A 20,605-nucleotide genomic window follows, 5' to 3' on the forward strand; every position below is an offset into this window, starting at 1 on the left:
GTCACAGGCAGGCCGGGAGCCAGACGCGCAGGGCGACCTCGAGCGCGGCGGTGCCCAGGAGGGCGGCGAGCAGCCAGACCCACCCGCGCGCCCGGTGACCGAGGGAGAGCAGGGCGATCGGGATCGCCAGCACGAGGAGGACCACGGGCAGGCTGGTCCGCAGGGCCGGACCGAGGGCGTCGATGCCCCCGCACTGCGCCCCGAGCCCGGCCTCGAGGTCGATGAGCCCGCGCAACCGCGAGGTGAGGACGGCAGCGGCCGGCGCGAGGAGGACCACGGTGAGCACGGCCCCGACGGCGCGGCCGAGGCGCGTGCCGCCGACGGTCGCCGGCTCGTCGGCGGTCGGTCGATTTCTGGTCACGCGCTCCCTCTGGCAGACTTGGACATCGCGCTCATGGACACCGCCCCTGCCACAGGGGGAGTGCCGGGAGCGACGATGCCGGCAGGCACCGTCACCCGCTGCACGCGGCGGTTGGGCGCGACACCTCACACTACTGACGAGGGCGGACGACCTGTGGCGTCCGCAAGAAAGCGACAGCGCCATGCAGCGTTTCGACGAGATCGACAAGGCGTCCCTGCGGGACGACGTCCCCGAGTTCCGGGCCGGCGACACCGTCAAGGTCCACGTCAAGGTCATCGAGGGCAACCGCTCCCGTGTCCAGGTCTTCCAGGGCGTCGTCATCCGCCGCCACGGCGGCGGCGTGGGCGAGACCTTCACCGTCCGCAAGGTCTCCTTCGGCGTCGGTGTCGAGCGCACCTTCCCGCTCCACACGCCGGTCATCGAGAAGATCGAGGTCGCCACCCGTGGTGACGTCCGCCGCGCGAAGCTGTACTACCTGCGCAACCTGCGCGGCAAGGCGGCCCGCATCCGCGAGCGTCGCGAGACCCCCGCGAGCTGACCCTCGCCCTGCTGCGGGCTCTAGGCTGACCCCGATGTCGACCGAGCCCACCCAGGACACCAGCGCCTCGACCCCCGCCGGAGACCCGGCGGGGGTCGACGCGCGTCCGGCCCGCCGGCTCCTGCTCGAGATCGGCATCGCCGTGCTCCTCGTCGTGCTGCTGCGAGCCTTCGTCATGCAGTCCTTCCACGTCCCGAGCGGGTCGATGGAGCCGACGATCATGCCGGGCGACCGGGTCGTCGTCACCAAGATCGGCGCGGGCGAGGTGGAGCGCGGTGACGTCATCGTCTTCGACGGCACCGACACCTTCGCGGCCGCCGACCGCACCCCCTTCGCCTCCGACGGGGTCATCGGGCGCACGCTGTCCGCGATCGCCTCGACCCTGTCGATCGACCTGGGCGAGCAGGACTTCCTCAAGCGGGTCGCCGGGATCGGGGGAGACCGGGTGACGTGCACGCCCGACGACGGTCTGCAGGTCGACGGCCAACCCGTCGACGAGCCCTGGCTGGAGCCGGGGACGACCGCCTGCGACACCCCCTTCGACGTCACCGTCCCGCAGGGGCGCCTCTTCGTCCTCGGCGACAACCGCGGCGACTCCGCCGACTCCCGTGCCCACCTCGGTGACCCCGGCGGTGGCATGGTCCCCGTCGACGACGTCGTCGGCCACGTGGCGTGGCGCTACTGGCCGATGGACCGGATCGGTGGCTTCGGGGACCACGCCGGGTGAGCGACCGGCTGCCGGGACACGGCGGTCACGGATGCGCCGAAGCGGGCGTCGAGCAGCAATACTGGAGCGGATGACGCCCGAACCCGGGGCGCGGTAGAGGAAGAGACCTGTGGCACACGATCCTGATTCGGCCCACGCAGAGGCCGAGGACGCCGAGCGGGAGCGGGCCCGGGACGAGAGGGCGACCAACGAGCGCGGCTTCGGCGCCCGGCTCGGCGCGGCGGTCAAGGAGATCGTCGTCGTGCTGGCGATGGCCCTGACCCTGTCCTTCATCGTCAAGACCTTCCTCGTCCAGGCCTTCTTCATCCCCAGCGAGTCGATGCAGGACACCCTCCTCGTCGGCGACCGGGTCGTCGTCTCCAAGCTCACGCCGGGTCCCTTCGACATCAAGCGCGGCGACATCGTCGTCTTCGAGGACCCGGGCGACTGGCTCAGCCCGACCCCCGAGACGAGCCGCGGGCCGGTGCTCGACGGGGTGCGTGACGCGCTGATGTTCGTCGGCCTGCTCCCCGACACCTCCGAGGGGCACCTCATCAAGCGGGTCATCGGCCTGCCGGGTGACCACGTGCAGTGCTGCGACGCCGAGGGGCGCCTGCTCATCAACGGCGAGCCGGTCGACGAGTCGCCCTACCTCAAGCCGCGGGTCGAGGCGAGCGAGCAGGAGTTCAACATCACCGTGCCGAGCGGGAGCCTGTGGGTCATGGGTGACAACCGCAGCGACTCGAGCGACTCGCGCTTCCACGACCCGGGCGGCACCGGCGACAAGGGGTCCGTCCCGATCGACCTCGTCGTCGGTCGTGCCGTCGTCACCGTCTGGCCCTTCGACCGCATGACGACGCTGAGCGACCGCAGCGAGGTCTTCTCCGAGGTCCCCGACGCGGGCAGCAACCGCTCGCTCGGCCCGCCCGCGCGCGAGCCGCACACGTCGTGACGCCCGCTCGCCGCGGGCCCCGCCCCGGGCGTGGCCTCTCTGGCAAGCCCAGCCTGCGCGTCGAGCGCGAGCTGCAGCGTGCCGGGCACCGGGTGCTCGCCGGCATGGACGAGGTGGGGCGCGGTGCGCTCGCCGGGCCGGTGAGCGTCGGGGTCGTCGTCATCGACGAGACCTGCCGCACCGCGCCGGCCGGTGTGCGCGACTCCAAGCTCCTCACCCCCGCCGCGCGCGAGGCGATGGTGCCGCGGCTGCACCGCTGGGCCCTCGGGCACGCGGTCGGGCACGCCTCGCCGGCGGAGATCGACGAGATCGGGATCATCGCCGCGCTGCGCATCGCGGGTCAGCGGGCGCTCGGCCAGCTCGACGTGGTCCCCGACCTCGTCCTGCTCGACGGCAACCACGACTGGCTCACCGACCCCGACGAGGTGGGACTCTTCGCCGAGCTCGCGGGCGGCGCGACGACGCCCCCGGTGCGCACGATGATCAAGGCTGATATGCGGTGCAGCTCGGTCGCGGCGGCGAGCGTGCTGGCCAAGGTCGAGCGCGACTCCCGCATGGTCGAGCTCGCGCAGACACACCCGCACTACGGCTGGGCCGACAACAAGGGCTACTCCGCGAGTGCCCATCTCGACGCGCTCGCGGCCCACGGGCCGAGTGAGGAGCATCGCCGCTCGTGGTCCCTGCCGGGGGTGGCGGCCGTCGTGCCGCAGGCCGTGGGGGATGATGAGGTCGGACCGGGCGAGGGCCACGAGCTGCTCGCCGGCACGGTGAGCGAAGGGAGGTCCTGGTGAGCTCTGAGGACCTGGAGAAGTACGAGACCGAGATGGAGCTCGCGCTCTATCGCGAGTACCGCGACGTGGTGCACCTCTTCAGCCACGTCGTCGAGACCGAGCGGCGCTTCTACCTCGCCAACAGCGTCGACGTCACGGTCCGCGGCGAGGGGGCCGAGGTCTACTTCGAGGTGACGATGCAGGACGCGTGGGTGTGGGACATCTACCGTCCCGCGCGCTTCGCCAAGCAGGTGCGGGTCGTCACCTTCAAGGACGTCAACGTCGAGGAGCTCGCCAAGTCCGAGCTCGAGATGCCCGACGGCGGCTTCTAGCCGAGTCGGGACCCCGTCCCCAGACCCGCTGCGGCGAGCGGCGGTGTCCACAGCCGCGAGGTGATGGCCTCGTCGGAGCCACCGGCCACCTTGACTGGAGGTCGGAGGTGGTCGCAGATGACCGAGGTGGAGCCCACACGGGCGAGCGTGGGAGCGGACGGCGAGGACTTCGCCGTGACCTTCCTGACCAGGCAGGGCATGCAGCTGCTCGACCGCAACTGGCGGTGCAGCGAGGGCGAGATCGACCTCGTCATGCGAGACGGCGACGTGGTCGTGGTCTGCGAGGTCAAGACGCGGCGCAGCCGCGCCTTCGGTGACCCCGTGCACGCGATCACCCGGGCCAAGCTCGCGCGGTTGCGTCGGCTCGCGGGGCGGTGGCTCGCCGAGCACCGGGTCGACGCCCGGGGCGTGCGGCTGGACTTCGTCGGGCTGGTCCGCGACGCCGACGGCCTCTACGAGGTCGACTTCCGGCCCGGGGTGGGGCAGTGAGCATCGGGGTGACCCGCGGGGTGGCGCTGCGCGGGATCACCGGTCACCTCGTCGACATCGAGTGCCACGTCGGGCGGGGGCTCCCGGCCTTCGACATCAGCGGCCTGCCCGACGCGGCGCTGCGCCAGGCACCCCAGCGGGTGCGGGCAGCGTCGATCTCCGCCGGCTTCTCGCTCAACTCCCGCCAGCTGACGGTCAACCTGTCGCCCGCATCGATCCCCAAGCACGGCACGGGCTTCGATCTCGGCATCGCCGTCGCCGTCCTCGCCGCCTGCGAGGAGCTGCCGGCGGAGCTCGTACGACCCGTCGTGCACCTCGCGGAGCTCGGCCTCGACGGGCGGCTGCGGCACGTCACCGGGGTGCTGCCGGCGGTGCTCGCCGCGCAGGCCGCCGGCTGCGAGCACGTCGTCGTCGCACCCGAGGACGTGGCCGAGGCCCGGCTCGTCGAGGGGGTGCGGGTCTCCACGGCCGGCACGCTCGGGGAGCTCGTGCTCGCCTACCGCTCGGCGCAGCGCGAGGGCGGCGGGCTCCATCCGGCCGACGAGGCATCCGTGGCGCCCAGCAGACCGGCGGCTCGACGACTGGACCTGGCCGAGGTGTCCGGCCAGCACGAGGCCCGCACGGCACTCATGCTCGCAGCGGCCGGCGGGCACCACCTGCTGCTCAACGGTCCACCCGGCTCGGGCAAGACGATGCTCGCCGAGCGGCTCGTGACGATCCTGCCGCCGCTGACCCGCGAGCAGGCACTGGAGACCCTGGCCGTGCGCTCCCTCGTCGGGGTGGCACCGCCGACCGGCCTCGACGTCGTGCCCCCCTTCGTCGCGCCGCACCACTCCGCGAGCGTCGCAGCCCTCGTCGGCGGGGGCTCGGGCGTCGTGCTGCCGGGCGCGCTGTCCCAGGCGCACCACGGGGTGCTCTTCCTCGACGAGGCGGCTGAGTTCGGCAGCGCGGTGCTCCAGGCCTTGCGGCAACCGCTCGAGTCCGGGCGGGTCGTCATCGCCCGGGCGCGCGAGCGGGTGACCTACCCGGCCCGGGTCCAGCTGGTCCTCGCGGCCAACCCGTGCCCGTGCGGGGAGGGCCACGGCAAGGGACTGGCCTGCCGGTGCCGACCGACCGAGCGGCGGGCCTATGCGGCCCGGCTCAGCGGACCGCTGCTCGACCGGGTCGACATCCAGGTGCAGGTGCCCAAGGTCAGCCTGGCCGACCTCAGCGAGGACCCGCCCGACTCGAGCGAGGCGGTCGCCGCCCGCGTGCTGGCCGCCCGCGAGGTGCAGAGACGCCGGTGGGAGCCGCTCGGCTGGTCGCTCAACAGCCAAGTCCCCGGGCCGCAACTGCGCCGCCGACCGTGGCGCCTGCCGTCAGCCACGACTGCCACGCTCGATCGGGCGCTCGACCTGGGGCAGGTGACGGTCCGCGGCTACGACCGGATCCTGAGGTTGGCGTGGACCTCGGCGGACCTCAACGGCCGTACCGTCCCGAGCCCGACCGATGTGGGTCTGGCGCTGATGTACCGCACGCAGGGCGCGGTGGCGGCATGAGCCGGTCCGAGGTCGCTGGCATCCCGACGAGTGCCGAGGTCGCTCGCGCCCACGCGATGGTCGGGTCCAACGAGCGGCGGGCGCGGGTCGCCTGGTCGCGGGTGCTCGAACTGCGCCGCGAGCGGGTGAGCGATGCACCACACGCCCTGCAGTCCGTCCTCGCAGAGGTCGGTCACGTCGAGGCCTGGCACCGCCTTGCCGATGGGGACCTGCCCCGCTCGGCGAGTGCCCGCGCGCACGTGGCCGGGGTCGACGTCGACGGCGAGCTGGACCGCGTCGAGCGCTCGGGGGCCCGGGTCGTGATCCCGGGAGACGCCGACTGGCCCGAGGTCCTCTCGCACCCCCTCGTCTCCCCGCACCTGCTCCACGTGCGGGGGCAGGGGTCGCTCACCGACCTGTCGGCCCGGGCCGTCGCCATCGTCGGTTCGCGGGCGAGCACGGGCTACGGCGAGGCCATCGCCCGGGAGATCGGGGCGGGCGCCGCGGGTCGGGGCTGGACGGTCGTGTCCGGTGCGGCCTTCGGCATCGATGCCGCGGCCCACCAGGGGGCGCTCGCCGTGCACGGGCCGGCCATCGCCGTGCTCCCGTGCGGGCCCGACCGGGTCTACCCGGAGGGCAACCGGCGGCTCGTCGACGCCGTCGCCGAGCAGGGGGTCGTCATCACGGAGCTGGCCATCGGGACCGTGGGCATGCGGCACCGATTCCTCTCGCGCAACCGGATCATCGCTGCCCTGTCGCAGGCGACGCTCGTCGTCGAGGCGGGGCTGCGGTCCGGCTCGCTCAACACCGCCGGTTGGGCCGAGGCGATGCGCCGCCCCGTCGGGGTCGTGCCCGGTCCGGTGACCCAGATGTCGTCGGCGGGCTGTCACGAGTGGATCCAGAAGCACCGCGGCAGTCTGGTCACCGACACCGCGGACCTGCTCGCCCTGGCCGGACGCGTGGGCGAGGAGGTCGACCAACCGGTGGAGCTCCTCGGTCCAGCCCGTGACCTCGACGTGCTCCGGCCGCCGCACCGCCGCATCCACGACCTACTGAGCAGCCGCAGGGGAGTCCCGGTCGGCGAGCTCGCGGTCGAGCTCGTGGTGCCGCTCGAGGAGGTGCTCGCCGACCTGGCGGAGATGTCGCTCGAGGGGTGGGTGGTGCAGGACGACACCGGCGGCTGGCGTCGCGGCCCCGGCCCGAGGCGCTGACGATGGAGGACGGCGTGACCTCCGGGACGCGCGGGTCAGACCGTGGCACCGTGGGGGAGTGAGCGCTGCGTCGACCTCGGAGCCGGCGCCGACCCCTGCGTGGGTCGGCGAGGTCGTCGACGCCTATGCCGCGCACCTGCTGCGTGAGCGCGATCGATCGGAGCACACGATCAGGGCCTATGCGGGCGACGTGCGCGCCTGCCTCATGTGGTGTGCCCACGACGGCAGCGACGCGCTCGCCGACGTCACGCTGGCGCAGCTGAGGTCCTGGCTCGGCAGCCTCGCCTCGGGGGGCGCCGCCCGCGCGACCCTCTCCCGCCGGTCGGCCGCGGTACGCACCTTCTTCGCCTGGACGACGCGCACCGGCCGCACCGCCACGGACCCCGCACTGCGGCTGGCGTCACCCAAGCGGCAGCGCACCCTGCCCGACGTCGTCTCCCGCGACGGCATGAGTGCCGTGCTCGACGTCGCGGCAGTCGCCGCGGACGACGAGGACCCGATCCACCTGCGCAACCGCGCCGTGCTCGAGCTGCTCTACGCGAGCGGGATCCGGGTCAGCGAGCTCACCGGCCTCGACGTCGACGACCTCGATCGCGGTCGACGGGTCGTGCGGGTCCTCGGCAAGGGTCGCAAGGAGCGCGTGGTGCCCTATGGCGCGCCCGCCGACGAGGCTCTCGGCGAGTGGCTGGAGCGTGGACGACCCCGGGTGGTCGTCGAGGGGTCGGGCCCGGCGCTCTTCCTCGGCCGTCGGGGCCGCCGGGTCGACCCGCGCCAGGTCCGAGAGGTCGTCCACTCCCTGCTCGCCCACGTGCCCGATGCGCCCGACGTGGGGCCGCACGGCCTGCGCCACTCGGCCGCGACGCACCTGCTCGAGGGTGGCGCTGACCTGCGCATGGTCCAGGAGCTCCTCGGCCACAGCTCGCTCGCGACGACCCAGATCTACACGCACGTCTCGCTCGACCGCCTGCGCCGCAGCTACGAGCAGGCGCACCCCCGCGCCTGAGCCCTGCGGGCGTCACCGACCGGATGGACGGTCGGGATTCTCTCGACCCGGCGGCAGGGGAGGGGCGCTCAGGGGACGGGCAGGAGGATCACCCGGCGGGCACCGAAGAAGGTCATCGGGGTCGAGGTAGGTCGGCCCGCGACGCGCACCCAGGTGGAGGCAGGCCGCGGGAGCGCAGTGCCCCGACTCCGGCCCGATCGTGCCGATCCGCTGGCCACGCGCCACCCGGTCACCCATCGAGACGGCTGCGTCGACCGGCTCGTAGGTGCTGCGCACACCGTCGGCGTGGGTGACGCTCACCGTGCCCCGACCGGCGATCCGACCACGATGGGTCACCACCCCGTCGGCGACCGCGGTGACCGGCCCGCCCCGCGCGGTCGACAGGTCGATGCCGCGATGACCGGCGCCCCACTGCTCCTCCGGCGCGTCGAAGGGGGCCGCCACGGCCGGGCGGGCACCGCCCCCGACCGGCCACGACCAGCGAGCCGCAGCAGGTGGGGCGGGTGGACCGGTGAGGGCCCCGGCCAGGGCGAGGGCGACGAGGGCGACGGTGCTCATGGGGTGAGCGTGACCCCCTTCGCGCCGCCGCCGGTGGCGCCCGGCAGACCTGTGGACGGGGCCGCCGCCCCGCCGAGGACTGTGGATCAGCCGGTGAAGGCCGCGAGACGGCGGCAGGCCTCCTCGATGACCGGCACCTGCTTGCAGAAGGCGAAGCGCACGAGGGTCGACATGCGCTTGGGGGTCGTCGCAGAAGACCGAGACCGGCACGGCGGCGACCCCCGCCGCCGCGGGCAGGTCGAGGCACCACTGGAGCGCGTCGGGGACGCCGAGCGGTGCGGCGTCGGCGACGACGAAGTAGGTCCCGTCGCTCGGGCGCACGTCGAGCCCGGCGTCGGCCAACCCGGCGACGAGCAGGTCACGGCGCTCCTGCAGGGAGTCAGTGAGGTCGGTGAGCACCTGCGGTCCCAGGTCGAGCGCGTGGGCGACGGCGTGCTGCAGGGGAGAGGCGGTGGTGAAGGTCAGGTACTGCTTGACCACGCGGGCGGCGCGCACGAGAGCTGCCGGACCAGTGACCCACCCGACCTTCCACCCGGTGACGGAGAAGAACTTCCCCGCGGACCCGATCGTCAGCGTGCGCTCGGCCATCCCGGGCAGCGTCGCGATGGGCACGTGGGGCACGTCGAAGGTCAGGTGCTCGTAGACCTCGTCGCTGATGACCCAGGCCTCGTGCCGGCGGGCGAGATCGGCGACGACCTCGAGCTCGGCGCGGGTGAAGACCTTGCCGAGGGGGTTGTGCGGCGAGTTGAGCAGGACCAGGCGCGTGCGCTCGGAGAAGGCCGCGGCGAGCTGCTCGGGGTCGAAGGTCAGGTCCGGGTACGACAACGGGACGGTCCGCCGCACCCCGCCGGCCAGGTCGATGCCCGCCGCATAGCTGTCGTAGTAGGGCTCGAAGGTCACCACCTCGTCGCCGGGGGAGACCAGCCCGAGCAGGCTCGCGGCGATCGCCTCGGTCGCCCCCGAGGTGATGAGCACCTCCGTCGCCGGATCATGACGAAGGGAGTGGTGGCGCGCCTGGTGCGCGGCGACCGCCTCGCGCAGCGTGGGGATGCCGATCGTCGGCGGGTACTGGTTGTGGCCGGCCGTGATCGCCGCCCGGGCCGCCTCGAGGACCTCTTCGGGGCCGTCGGTGTCGGGGAAGCCCTGACCGAGGTTGACCGCGTCGTGCTCCAACGCCAGGGCCGACATCGTCGCGAAGATCGTCTCGGCGTGCGGCTCCATGCGGTCGACGAGGGGTGAGCTCATGCCCGCAGGCTACGCGGGGCGACGATTTCCCCCCTTCGCCCCGCAGCCGTAGGATGAGGTGCACATCCAGTCTGTCTGGATGAATTCGCGTGTTCCTCGCCGGGTGATCAGATCACTGTGAATCCGGGGCCACACCACGGCAGTCCCGACCTCGGTCGGGCGGGGTGGGTCGGAGCACCAGGAAACAACTGACAATCGACGAGAGAGGACTTCGGCATGGCCGTCGTCACCATGCGCCAGCTCCTGGAGAGCGGCGTCCACTTCGGGCACCAGACCCGCCGGTGGAACCCCAAGATGAAGCGCTTCATCATGACCGAGCGCAATGGCATCTACATCATCGACCTGCAGCAGTCGCTGACCTACATCAACGACGCCTACGAGTTCGTCAAGCAGACCGTGTCCCACGGCGGCACGATCCTCTTCGTCGGCACCAAGAAGCAGGCCCAGGAGCCCATCGCCGAGCAGGCGACGCGCGTCGGGATGCCCTACGTCAACCACCGCTGGCTCGGTGGCATGCTCACCAACTTCCAGACGATCTCCAAGCGCCTCACCCGCCTGAAGGAGCTCGAGGAGATCGACTTCGACACCGTCGCCGGCTCCGGCTACACGAAGAAGGAGCTGCTCATCCTTCGTCGTGAGAAGGACAAGCTGGAGAAGACCCTCGGCGGTATCCGCAACATGGCCAAGGTTCCCTCGGCCGTGTGGATCGTCGACACCAAGAAGGAGCACCTGGCCGTCGACGAGGCCCGCAAGCTCGGCCTCCCGGTCATCGCGATCCTCGACACCAACTGCGACCCCGACGAGGTCGACTACAAGATCCCGGGCAACGACGACGCGATCCGTTCGGTCACCCTGCTCACCCGCGTCGTCGCCGACGCGGTCGCCGACGGCCTGATGGCCCGTGGTGGCGGCAACGCCACCGAGGGTGCCTCCGCCGCCGAGGCCGAGCCGATGGCCGAGTGGGAGCGCGAGCTCCTCGCCGGTGAGGGCACCGAGGCTGCGGCTCCCGCCGCCGAGGCTCCCGCCGCCGAGGCCGCTGCGGCCGAGGCGCCCGCCGCCGAGGCCCCCGCGACCGAGGCGCCCGCCGCCGAGGCCACCCCCGAGGCCTGAGCACCACCTCACCGACCACCGTCAACCTCTCTCGAAGGAGAACGGGACACACATGGCGAACTACACCGCCGCTGACATCAAGGAGCTGCGCGAGCGCACCGGCGCCGGCATGCTCGACGTGAAGAAGGCGCTCGACGAGGCCGAGGGCGACAAGTCCAAGGCCCAGGAGCTGCTGCGCATCAAGGGCCTCAAGGGCGTGACCAAGCGCGAGGGCCGCACGACCTCCAACGGTCTGGTCGTGGCCAAGGCGGAGGCCGGCGTCGGCACCCTCGTCGAGGTCCTCTGCGAGACCGACTTCGTCGCCAAGGGCGAGAAGTTCGGCGCCCTCGCGGACGAGGTCCTCGCCGCGGCCGTCGCGGCCAAGGCCACCGACGCGGAGACCCTGCTGGCTGCCCCCGCCGGGGACAAGACCGTCAAGGAGCTCCTCGACGACGCCAACGCCACCATCGGCGAGAAGATCGAGGTCAAGCGGGTCGCCCGCGTCGAGGCCCCCAACGTCTCGGCGTACCTGCACAAGACCAGCCCCGACCTGCCGGCCCAGATCGGTGTCCTCCTGGGCACCGAGGGTGGCGACGACCAGGTGGCCCGTGACGTCGCGATGCACATCGCCGCGTTCAGCCCCAACGTCCTCACCCGCGACGAGATCGACGCCGACGTCGTCGCCCACGAGCGTCGCATCGCCGAGGAGACGGCCAAGGAGGAGGGCAAGCCCGAGGCTGCCCTGCCCAAGATCGTCGAGGGCCGGGTCAACGGCTTCTTCAAGGAAAATGTCCTGCTCGACCAGCCCTTCGCCAAGGACTCCAAGAAGTCCGTCGGCAAGGTCCTCGAGGAGGCCGGCGCGAGCGCGACCCAGTTCGCTCGCTTCCGCGTCGGTTCCTGACGAACCTCGCACAGCCGAAGGGCGCCGCACCCCAGCCGGGGGGCGGCGCCCTTCGTCATGCCGGGAGGCAGGTCACGGCGAGCGCCGCGGCTGCGTCCACGGCAGGAAGAGCCGCGTGACGAAGGGGAGGAAGACGTACGTCATCCACGGGATGGCGATGGCGCAGGTGAGCAGCACGCGGCCCCACGCCGGCCACCCCTCGGTGACTATGGCGAGCACGTAGGTGAGCACCAGGCTCGTGGGGAAGAAGGCGCAGAAGATGACGACCATCTGCTTCCACCGCGGCGGCGGGGGAGGGGCGATGTCGCCCCCGGTCACCTCGTGCGGCTCGTCGAACCACCCCTCGATGCCGGTGCGCGACTCCATCCGGGTCGCCTCGACGAGGCGGGCGGCGGCACCGAGCCACCGGGCCCGCTCGTGGGACTCCTGCCACTGCTCGAGGGCGTCGGCGTCGGCGAAGCGGTAGAGCATGTGCCATTGGTCGGACCCGAGCGACGGGCGCACCCACCCCGAGCCGAGGAAGCCGGGGAAGCGCCGCGCGAGGGTGGTCCCGGCGTCGGCCCACACCTGCATGAGGGCCTCGTCCTCGGGGCGGACGGTGCGGGTGATCGAGACGGTGACGGGGGCCGACCGGTCGGCGGGTTCGGTGCTCACGACCGGCAAGGATAAGCGGCCTCGTCATCGTGCGTGCGTCCGCAGGCCTGCACCTGTGGAAGGATCTGAGCGAATCCCCGACCTCGACCCACAGGGAGCACACCCGTGTCCGACGAGACCACCACCCCGTACCGACGCGTCCTCCTCAAGCTGTCCGGCGAGGCCTTCGGTGGCGGCAAGGTCGGCGTCGCCCCCGACGTCGTGCGCGGCATCGCCGAGCAGATCGCCGCGGCCGTGCGCGAGGGCATCCAGGTCGCGATCGTCGTCGGCGGCGGCAACTTCTTCCGCGGGGCCCAGCTGCAGGAGCAGGGCATGGACCGCACGCGTGCCGACTACATGGGCATGCTCGGCACCGTGATGAACTGCCTGGCCCTCCAGGACTTCCTTGAGGACGCGGGCGTCGACACCCGGGTCCAGACCGCCATCACGATGGGCCAGGTCGCCGAGGCCTACATCCCGCGCCGGGCCATCCGCCACCTCGAGAAGGGCCGGGTCGTGATCTTCGGCGCCGGCGCCGGCATGCCCTTCTTCTCCACCGACACGGTGAGCGCCCAGCGCGCCCTCGAGATCAAGTGCGATGCGGTCCTGATGTCCAAGAACGGCGTCGACGGGGTCTACGACTCCGACCCGCGGACCAACCCCGACGCCCGCAAGCTCGAGCGCGTCACCTACGAGGAGGCCATCCAGCAGGACCTCAAGGTGGTCGACGCCGCGGCCTTCAGCCTCTGCCGGGAGAACGAGCTGCCGATGGTCGTCTTCGGCATGGAGGGCGAGGGCAACGTCACCCGTGCCCTGCTCGGCGAGTCCATCGGCACGGTCGTGCACGCCTGAGTGAGAGACTGACCCCAGACCACCGCGGCGCCGCCGCACGCGAGGCCCCCGTGGCCGGACAGGAGAGGACGCACATGATCGAGGACGCACTGCTCGAGGCCGAGGACAAGATGACCAAGGCCGTCGAGGTGGCCAAGGACAACTTCGCCGGCATCCGCACCGGCCGCGTCAACCCCGGCCTCTTCAGCGGGGTCATGGTCGACTACTACGGGTCGCCGACGCCGCTGCAGCAGCTCGCCTCCTTCGCCACGCCCGAGGCGCGGACGCTGCTCATCACCCCCTTCGACAAGTCGTCGATGGGCGCGATCGAGAGCGCGCTGCGCGACTCCGACCTCGGGGCCAACCCGAGCAACGACGGCACCGTGATCCGGGTGACCATGCCCGAGCTGACGGCCGAGCGCCGCAAGGAGTACATCAAGCTCGCGCACAGCCAGGGCGAGGACGCCAAGGTCTCGATCCGGCACGTCCGCCGGGCGGCCAAGGACACCATCGACAAGCTCGTCAAGGACGGCGAGGTCGGCGAGGACGACGGCACCCGGGGCGAGAAGGAGCTCGACGCGCTGACGAAGAAGTACGTCGAGACCGTCGACTCGCTGCTCAAGGCCAAGGAAGCCGAGCTCTCCGAGGTCTGATGTGACCGAGCCCGAGTTCGCGACCCGTCGCTCCGCCCGCGCGGCCGCGCCCGCGACGGCTCCGGCGCCGACGGGTCGCGCCGGGCGCAACCTGCCGGTCGCCATCGCCACGGGCGTCGGCCTCGGGGCCGCCGCCGCCGCGGCGCTGGTGATCCACCCCGTCGCCTTCGTCGTCGTCATCTGCATCGCCATGGTCGTGGCGGTGTGGGAGATGCGCCAGGCCCTGAGCGAAGGGGGGCTGTTCGCCCCCTTCGTCCCGGTCGCCATCGGGGCGGTGAGCATGACGGTCGCCGCCTACCTGCGCGGAGCCGAGGCGCTGGTCTTCGCCGCCGCCCTGACGCTCGTCGCGACACTCATCTGGCGGGTCGCCGACGGGCTGGCCGGCGCGCTGCGCGATGTCGGCGCCGGCGCGCTGATCCTGCTCTACCCCTGCCTGCTCGCCGGCTTCGCGGCGCTGATGCTCGCCGAGCCCCAGGGGCAGTGGCGCATCCTCGTCTTCATCCTCATCACGATCTCCTCCGACATCGGCGGTTACGCCTTCGGGGTGCTCTTCGGCAAGCACCCGATGGCGCCCAAGCTCTCGCCCAAGAAGTCCTGGGAGGGCTTCGCCGGGTCGGTCCTCTCGTGCGCCGCGGTCGGGGCGATCGTCATCCCGCTCACCCTCGACGGCCTGTGGTGGCAGGGCGCGATCCTCGGGGCCCTCACCGCCCCGGTCGCGACGATCGGGGACCTCATCGAGTCCAGCCTCAAGCGCAACCTCGGGATCAAGGACATGTCCAACATCCTCCCGGGGCACGGGGGCCTCATGGACCGGCTCGACTCCCTCGTCCTCGTCATCCCGCTCATGTGGGTGGCGCTGCGGATCATCGCCCCGCACTGACGGCCCTGACCGACCTCTGACGGGGTCCCCGGCTGCGCCTGACCGCGTGTTCACCCGCGGTCTCTCACCCGGCCCTAGCGTCGCTCGTGCCCGGCACCCGACCGCCAAGGACCCGTCATGCGCCTGCGCACCACCTGCTCCGTCCTCGCCGCCACCGCGGCCACGTCCATCGCGCTGGCGCCGGCGGCGTCGGCCACCGCCGCACCTCCCGGCATCCCCTCGACGGACACCGCCATCAGCCAGCTCGCCGCCCTCCCCGTCGAGACGGAGGGCTCGATGACCGGCTACGACCGCGACGAGTTCAACCACTGGATCACCGTCGACGGGTGCGACACCCGCGAGACCGTCCTGGCCCGCGACGGCGACGACGTCGAGGTCGGCTCCGACTGCCGCCCCACCTCGGGGGACTGGTACAGCGAGTACGACGGCGAGTCCTTCACCGACGGCAGCGACCTCGACATCGACCACGTCGTCCCGCTCGCCGAGGCGTGGCGCTCGGGCGCCGACTCGTGGTCGGACCAGGAGCGGGAGGACTTCGCCAACGACCTCGAGGGTCCGCAGCTCATCGCGGTCTCGGCCTCGTCCAACCGGTCGAAGGGGGACCAGGACCCGTCGACGTGGTGGCCGACCCGCACGACCTACGCGTGCACCTACGCGAAGATGTGGGTCGCGACGAAGTACCGCTGGGGCCTGGCCCTGCAGACGGCGGAGAAGACCGCGCTGAGCACCCGACTCGAGAGCTGCTGACGACGATGAGCCGTACGAGCACCTTCACTGCCCGACCCGGTGGCGTGACCACGCGCGAGGTCGGCACCATCACCGGCCGCATCGAGCTCGAGACGGGCGAGCAGGACGGGGTGGTCGTCGCCCGGGTGCGCTACGAGGGAGCCGACGAGTGGTACCACCTCGCGGACCAGCCGAGCGTCGGCAGCGCCGAGGCGGTGCACGAAGCCCTCGTCGGCGCGCTCTCCGGTCCGGATCCTGCCCCGGCGCCCGGCGAGGCTGCACACGGCGAGGGCCGGGGGCGCGACGCCGCCGACCCGGCAGCGGGCAGCTTTGGTGGGGCACGCTCCTGACCTGAGATGATGGTCGGGATGACCGACCTGCCCACGCCCTCGACCGCCCGCCCGGCGCCCGGCCAGCTGACGATGACCGCGCCCCGGCGCGGCAAGCCGCCGCGCCATCTCGCCGACCTCGACCTCGCCGGTCGGGTCGAGTGGGCCAAGGAGCTCGGTCTGCCGGGCTTTCGCGCCAAGCAGCTGTCGACGCACTACTTCGCCCACCACACCGACGACCCCGAGCAGATGACCGATCTGCCCAAGGCAGCCCGTGACGAGCTCGCCGCCGCGATGCTCCCGCGCCTGCTCGCACCGGTGCGCACGATCACCGCCGACCGTGGCGCGACCCTGAAGTCGGTCTGGCGCCTCCACGACGGCGCCCTCGTCGAGTCGGTCCTCATGCGCTACCCCCGGCGGGCGACCATCTGCATCTCCAGCCAAGCCGGATGCGGGATGAACTGCCCCTTCTGCGCCACCGGCCAGGAGGGCCTGACGCGCAACATGTCGACGGCCGAGATCGTCGACCAGGTCGTCGCTGCCAACCGGCTGCTGGCCGAGGCCGGCGACCTGCCGCTGGGTGACGAGGCCGGCGCCGCGCTCGGGGCCGAGGCCGATGACGAAGGGGAGTCCCTCCCTTCGTCCTCCGGTCGCCGGGTCACCAACGTCGTCTTCATGGGCATGGGGGAGGCGCTGGCCAACTACAAGGCCGCGATCGGTGCCATCCGCCGGATGGTCGACCCCTCGCCCGAGGGGCTGGGCATGAGTGCCCGCGGCATCACGATGTCGTCGGTCGGGCTGGTCACCGGCATCGACCGACTCACCGAGGAGGGCATCCCGGTGACGCTCGCGCTGTCGCTGCACGCGCCCGACGACGAGCTGCGCGACGAGCTCGTGCCGATCAACACCCGCTTCAAGGTCGACGAGGCGATCGACGCCGCCCACCGCTACTACCTGCGCACCGGGCGGCGGGTGAGCATCGAGTACGCGCTGATCCGCGACATCAACGACCAGGCGTGGCGCGCAGACCTCCTCGGCAAGAAGCTCACCGCCCGCGGCAAGGGCTGGGTGCACGTCAATCCGATCCCGCTCAACCCGACGCCGGGCTCGAAGTGGACCGCGTCGCGGCGGGGCGTCGAGCAGCAGTTCGTCGAGCGGCTGCGCGCCCACGGCATCCCGACGACGGTGCGCGACACCCGTGGCAGCGACATCGACGGGGCCTGCGGCCAGCTCGCGGCGGCCACGGCATGAGCACGGCGACCCCGGGCGGCCTCGGCCGCGAGATCGTCCTGACCCTGAGCGGCCCCGACCGGCGCGGCATCGTCCACGCGGTGACCGGCGCGATGGTCGGGCTAGACCTCAACATCCTCGACAGCCAGCAGTTCGGCGACCCGTCGACGGGGGAGTTCCACCTGCGGATGCACCTGCAGGCCGACGCCCCGATCGACGTCGACCGACTCGCGGCCGAGCGCCAGCGGCTCGTGGCCGAGCTCGGCGTCGACGTCGACGTCCACGACCCGCAGGAGCCCCACCGGCTGCTCATCATGGTCAGCCGCCAGGGGCACGTGCTCAACGACCTGCTCTTCCGGGTGCGCACCGGCCAGCTCAACGTCGTCGTGCCGGCCGTCGTGTCCAACCACGAGGACTTCCGGGCCGAGGTCGAGTGGCACGGCATCCCCTTCCACCACGTGCCGGTGACGCGCGAGACCAAGCCGCAGGCCGAGGCACGGCTGCGCGAGATCATCGAGACCGAGCGGGTCGAGACCGTGGCGCTCGCGCGCTACATGCAGGTGCTCTCCGAGGACCTCTGCGCCGACTTCCCCGGTCGGATCATCAACATCCACCACTCGTTGCTGCCCTCCTTCAAGGGGGCGCGGCCCTACTCGCAGGCCCACGAGCGCGGGGTCAAGGTCATCGGGGCCACGGCCCACTACGTGACCTCCGACCTCGACGAGGGCCCGATCATCGAGCAGGACTTCCGCCGGGTCGACCACCGGATGTCCCCGGCGCAGCTCGCCGCGACGGGTGCCGAGCTCGAGGCGATGGCCTTCGCCCGCGCCCTGCGCTGGCACGTCGAGCGCCGGGTCGTCCTGCGCGGCCGGCGCACGATCGTCTTCGACTGATCTCCCTTCGCATCGCCGTTGGGTCATGCGACGGGGGCAGGTCTCGCCACTCCCGCTCGTCATCGACTCGGTGCGGAGGTCAGCCGAGCAGGAGTGCCGCCGCCTCCTCGGGCGTCTCGACGAGGTGCAGCACCTCGCCGAGGGGGCGGCCGGCCCCCAGCGCCCGCAGCGCGGGCCACACCGGCACGGTCTCGGTCCAGTGCTCGAGGCCGACGAGCACGAGCGGCGGCAGCGGCTCACCCTCGGGCGCGTAGTACAGCGGCGTGCACGCCTGGAAGATCTCCTGCACCGTGCCCGCCGCGCCCGGCAGCACGACGAGCCCGCCGGCGCTCTGCGCGAGCAGCACGTCCTCGCGCAGAGCATTGGAGAAGTACTTGGCGATGCCGTCGCAGAAGACATTGGGTGGCTCGTGCCCGTAGAACCACGTCGGGATGCCGTAGCTGCGGGCCGGGCCGTCGCCGGCCCCAAGATCATCGCGCACCTGCAGCGCCAGCTCGGCCCAGGCCTCGACCGACGGGCGGAAGCTCGGCACGGCGGACAGTCGACCGAGGGCCGTCTCGACGGCGTCGGCGGTCGGGGCGAGTGCGCCGAGGTTGGCCGCCTCCATGGCCCCCGGGCCACCACCGGTGAGCACGACGCGACCGGCGTCGGCCAGCGCGTGGCCGAGGCGGGCGGCGTCGGCGTAGTCGCTGCTCCCGCGCTCCAGCGCGTGCCCGCCCATCACCCCGACGACGTCGAGTCCGTGCAGCGCCTCGACGAGCGCGTCCTGCACCGCGTCGTCGTGGACCGCCCGCAGCAGCGTCGCCCAGGCGTCGTGCTGGGTGCGCGCCTCACGGCTCCACGCGTAGGCGCGGGCGTCGACCGTGCTCGGGTAGCCGGCGGTCTCGAGTCCGCCGTAGAGGTCGAAGGGGGAGTACAGCCGCGCGCGGAAGGGCTCGACCGGGCAGGTCGGGTCGGGCGGGATGATCACCGCGCCACGCGCGACGAGGTCGCGGGCGAGCTCGTCGGGCACCCGACCACCGAGCACGACGAGGCCGCGCACGTCGGCGCGGGCGAGGTGTGCGGCGTGGGGCTCGAGGTCCAGGCCCTGCAGGCGCCAGCCGGCGAGCGGGGTGCCCGAGGCGGTGAGGCGACGCAGACCCCCTTCGTCGTGGACCTCGCGGTAGGCGGGGTGGTCCGGCCGGCGGCCCAACCGGTCGCGCAGGGGGTGGCGGCGGGTCTCCCGAGTCATGCCGACAACCTTGCCAGCCGCCCTGACGTGGTGTCCGCGGCGTTGGCGAACCGTATGGATTCCCTCAAGGATTTGCGCTTCCGGGGCGCTGCCAGGCGTGTCCGCTGCCAGCCGGACCCACCCGCAAGAACCGCACCACATGGGCTGTGCAGCAGTGATTCTTACTGTCCGCTGACGGCTGCGGGCCGTGCTCGTCCATCCGTGGACACCCTCGTGGAGCGCTCGTAGTGTCCCGGTCACCGCGTCCCCGAGATCCGGGGTCGGCGACGAAAGGAACACATGAAGTACTCGATGAAGAGCACCGGAGTTGTGGTTTCCTCTGCGGCACTGATGCTGGCGGTGGCCCCCTTCGCGACGGCGCAGGGGAGCGACGACCTGGCTCCTCTCACCACCCACGGCGACGACGTCGTGACGATGCAGGGGGAGCAGACCTACGTCGTCACCCTCGACGAGGGGGAGGCGGCCGCCGATGTGGCCCGGGACCTCGGCGTGACGCCGACCCACGTCTACGAGCACGTGCTCGACGGCTTCTCCGCGAAGCTCACGCCCGAGCAGCTGCACTCGGTGCGCGCCGACGCCAGCGTCGCCGCGGTCTCGGAGAACATGACGATCAACGTCGAGAAGCCCTCCGGCCAGGCCGCGGGCGAGACCCCGTGGGGCCTCGACCGGATCGACGACCCGCAGCTGCCGCTCGACGGCACCTACGAGCCGGCCCAGACCGGCGCGGGCGTCACGGCCTACATCCTCGACACCGGCATCGACCCCGACCACCCGGACTTCGGTGGCCGCGCCTCGGTGGGCTTCGACGCGACCGGTGGTGACGGTCTGGACCGGCAGAGCCACGGCACGCACGTCGCCGGCACGATCGGCAGCAACTCCTACGGTGTGGCGCCGGGCGTCGACCTCGTCGGCGTCAAGGTGCTCGACGACAACGGCAGCGGCAGCACGGCCGGCATCATCGAGGGCATGGACTGGATCGCGGCCAACGCCGACGGTCCCTCGGTCGCCAACATGTCGCTCGGTGGCGCCAAGGACCCGGCCCTGAACAACGCCGCGACCGGTCTGGTGGACAGCGGTGTCTTCACCGCCGTCGCCGCGGGCAACGAGTCGCAGGACGCCGCCAACGTCTCGCCGGCGAGCGCCGACGGGGTCTACACGACCGCGGCGTCGACCGACCAGGACGGCAACGCGAGCTTCTCCAACTACGGCTCGGTCGTCGAGGGCTATGCCCCCGGCCAGGACATCGAGTCGACCGTGCCCGGTGGCGGCACCGACACCTACAGCGGTACGTCGATGGCCAGCCCGCACATCGCCGGCGGGGCCGCCCTCTACCTCGAGGCCAACGCGGGGGCGACCCCCGACGCGGTGAGCCAGGGGCTGCAGGACGCGTCGGTCGACGCGATCACCGACGCGCCGTCCGGCACGCCGACCGGCCTGCTCCAGGTGGCCGCCGGCTGATGCGAGGTGGGACAACCAGCGGGCCCGCCCCCTTCGTCACGAAGGGGGCGGGCCCGCTGCTCGTCAGGA

At 72.4% G+C, this 20,605-nt stretch carries 23 protein-coding genes; 19 read left to right on the plus strand and 4 right to left on the minus strand.

What is annotated here, in order from left to right:
- Position 1: 1 nt before the first annotated feature.
- Complete coding sequence (locus tag H7A72_RS04935) at positions 2–361, minus strand: hypothetical protein (protein WP_185221830.1); 360 nt, start codon at positions 359–361, stop codon at positions 2–4.
- 181 nt (positions 362–542) lie between these two features.
- On the opposite strand from H7A72_RS04935, the gene rplS reads away from it, so the two are divergent.
- The 9 genes from rplS (at position 543) to H7A72_RS04980 (ending at position 7,879) form a co-directional block, all read left to right on the plus strand.
- The gene (gene rplS, locus H7A72_RS04940; RefSeq protein ID WP_072624135.1) at positions 543–899 is read left to right on the plus strand and encodes a 50S ribosomal protein L19; all 357 of its coding nucleotides are present in this window, start codon (positions 543–545) and stop codon (positions 897–899) included.
- A gap of 34 nt (positions 900–933) precedes the next feature.
- Positions 934–1,626, plus strand: coding sequence for a signal peptidase I (gene lepB / locus H7A72_RS04945; protein WP_185221831.1), 693 nt, complete (start codon positions 934–936; stop codon positions 1,624–1,626).
- 109 nt (positions 1,627–1,735) lie between these two features.
- Entirely contained in the window at positions 1,736–2,557 is an 822-nt protein-coding gene (gene lepB, locus H7A72_RS04950) for a signal peptidase I (RefSeq protein WP_185221832.1), read from the plus strand.
- The gene (locus H7A72_RS04955; RefSeq protein ID WP_223277783.1) at positions 2,554–3,348 is read left to right on the plus strand and encodes a ribonuclease HII; all 795 of its coding nucleotides are present in this window, start codon (positions 2,554–2,556) and stop codon (positions 3,346–3,348) included. The genes lepB (H7A72_RS04950) and H7A72_RS04955 overlap by 4 nt, the downstream gene beginning before the upstream one ends.
- The gene (locus tag H7A72_RS04960; protein WP_072624137.1) at positions 3,345–3,659 is read left to right on the plus strand and encodes a DUF2469 domain-containing protein; all 315 of its coding nucleotides are present in this window, start codon (positions 3,345–3,347) and stop codon (positions 3,657–3,659) included. The genes H7A72_RS04955 and H7A72_RS04960 overlap by 4 nt, the downstream gene beginning before the upstream one ends.
- Before the next feature lie 117 nt (positions 3,660–3,776).
- Positions 3,777–4,148: a YraN family protein gene (locus H7A72_RS04965; protein ID WP_072624138.1), complete on the plus strand. Its 372-nt coding sequence runs from the start codon at positions 3,777–3,779 to the stop codon at positions 4,146–4,148.
- Positions 4,145–5,686 carry a YifB family Mg chelatase-like AAA ATPase gene (locus tag H7A72_RS04970; RefSeq protein WP_185221833.1) on the plus strand — a complete coding sequence of 514 codons (1,542 nt, stop codon included), beginning with the start codon at positions 4,145–4,147 and terminating at the stop codon, positions 5,684–5,686. The genes H7A72_RS04965 and H7A72_RS04970 overlap by 4 nt, the downstream gene beginning before the upstream one ends.
- Positions 5,683–6,876 carry a DNA-processing protein DprA gene (gene dprA, locus H7A72_RS04975; RefSeq protein ID WP_083546031.1) on the plus strand — a complete coding sequence of 398 codons (1,194 nt, stop codon included), beginning with the start codon at positions 5,683–5,685 and terminating at the stop codon, positions 6,874–6,876. The genes H7A72_RS04970 and dprA overlap by 4 nt, the downstream gene beginning before the upstream one ends.
- Before the next feature lie 58 nt (positions 6,877–6,934).
- Positions 6,935–7,879 (plus strand): tyrosine recombinase XerC, encoded by a 945-nt coding sequence (locus H7A72_RS04980; RefSeq protein ID WP_084449480.1) that lies wholly within the window; start codon positions 6,935–6,937, stop codon positions 7,877–7,879.
- Positions 7,880–7,891: 12 nt separating this feature from the next.
- Here the strand turns inward: H7A72_RS04980 and H7A72_RS17070 are convergent, their stop codons facing one another.
- Entirely contained in the window at positions 7,892–9,682 is a 1,791-nt protein-coding gene (locus tag H7A72_RS17070; RefSeq protein ID WP_370543560.1) for an aminotransferase class I/II-fold pyridoxal phosphate-dependent enzyme, read from the minus strand.
- Positions 9,683–9,898: 216 nt separating this feature from the next.
- Here H7A72_RS17070 and rpsB point away from each other — a divergent pair, with 216 nt between their 5' ends.
- On the plus strand, positions 9,899–10,792 hold the full coding sequence (gene rpsB, locus H7A72_RS04995) for a 30S ribosomal protein S2 (protein WP_185221835.1): 894 nt from the start codon (positions 9,899–9,901) through the stop codon (positions 10,790–10,792).
- Positions 10,793–10,844: 52 nt separating this feature from the next.
- Positions 10,845–11,672, plus strand: coding sequence for a translation elongation factor Ts (tsf, locus tag H7A72_RS05000; protein WP_185221836.1), 828 nt, complete (start codon positions 10,845–10,847; stop codon positions 11,670–11,672).
- A 72-nt stretch (positions 11,673–11,744) separates the two neighbouring features.
- Here tsf and H7A72_RS05005 read toward each other — a convergent pair whose 3' ends face one another.
- On the minus strand, positions 11,745–12,335 hold the full coding sequence (locus H7A72_RS05005) for an antibiotic biosynthesis monooxygenase (RefSeq protein ID WP_185221837.1): 591 nt from the start codon (positions 12,333–12,335) through the stop codon (positions 11,745–11,747).
- A gap of 96 nt (positions 12,336–12,431) precedes the next feature.
- On the opposite strand from H7A72_RS05005, the gene pyrH reads away from it, so the two are divergent.
- The 7 genes from pyrH to purU all read left to right on the plus strand — a co-directional run bounded on the left by pyrH (position 12,432) and on the right by purU (position 17,847).
- A complete protein-coding gene (pyrH, locus tag H7A72_RS05010) occupies positions 12,432–13,157 on the plus strand; it encodes a UMP kinase (RefSeq protein WP_185221838.1) in 726 nt (241 codons plus the stop codon).
- Between the two features lie 74 nt (positions 13,158–13,231).
- On the plus strand, positions 13,232–13,789 hold the full coding sequence (frr, locus tag H7A72_RS05015; protein WP_072624147.1) for a ribosome recycling factor: 558 nt from the start codon (positions 13,232–13,234) through the stop codon (positions 13,787–13,789).
- A gap of 1 nt (position 13,790) precedes the next feature.
- The gene (locus H7A72_RS05020) at positions 13,791–14,669 is read left to right on the plus strand and encodes a phosphatidate cytidylyltransferase (RefSeq protein ID WP_072624148.1); all 879 of its coding nucleotides are present in this window, start codon (positions 13,791–13,793) and stop codon (positions 14,667–14,669) included.
- Positions 14,670–14,786: 117 nt separating this feature from the next.
- Positions 14,787–15,416, plus strand: coding sequence for an HNH endonuclease family protein (locus H7A72_RS05025; protein ID WP_185221839.1), 630 nt, complete (start codon positions 14,787–14,789; stop codon positions 15,414–15,416).
- Between the two features lie 5 nt (positions 15,417–15,421).
- The gene (locus H7A72_RS05030; RefSeq protein WP_143445379.1) at positions 15,422–15,745 is read left to right on the plus strand and encodes a hypothetical protein; all 324 of its coding nucleotides are present in this window, start codon (positions 15,422–15,424) and stop codon (positions 15,743–15,745) included.
- Positions 15,746–15,763: 18 nt separating this feature from the next.
- The gene (gene rlmN, locus H7A72_RS05035; RefSeq protein ID WP_084449595.1) at positions 15,764–16,975 is read left to right on the plus strand and encodes a 23S rRNA (adenine(2503)-C(2))-methyltransferase RlmN; all 1,212 of its coding nucleotides are present in this window, start codon (positions 15,764–15,766) and stop codon (positions 16,973–16,975) included.
- The gene (purU, locus tag H7A72_RS05040; RefSeq protein WP_072624152.1) at positions 16,972–17,847 is read left to right on the plus strand and encodes a formyltetrahydrofolate deformylase; all 876 of its coding nucleotides are present in this window, start codon (positions 16,972–16,974) and stop codon (positions 17,845–17,847) included. Before rlmN ends, purU begins: the two co-directional genes overlap by 4 nt.
- 79 nt (positions 17,848–17,926) lie before the next feature.
- On the opposite strand, the gene H7A72_RS05045 is transcribed toward purU, so the two are convergent.
- Positions 17,927–19,078, minus strand: a complete 1,152-nt coding sequence (locus H7A72_RS05045; RefSeq protein WP_223277784.1) for an LOG family protein — start codon at positions 19,076–19,078, stop codon at positions 17,927–17,929.
- Positions 19,079–19,369: 291 nt separating this feature from the next.
- Between H7A72_RS05045 and H7A72_RS05050 the strand changes: the two genes are divergently transcribed.
- Positions 19,370–20,536, plus strand: coding sequence for a S8 family peptidase (locus H7A72_RS05050; protein ID WP_223277785.1), 1,167 nt, complete (start codon positions 19,370–19,372; stop codon positions 20,534–20,536).
- Positions 20,537–20,605 lie beyond the last annotated feature (69 nt).

This window comes from Janibacter sp. YB324 (assembly GCF_014217915.1).
GTDB lineage: Bacteria > Actinomycetota > Actinomycetes > Actinomycetales > Dermatophilaceae > Janibacter > Janibacter indicus.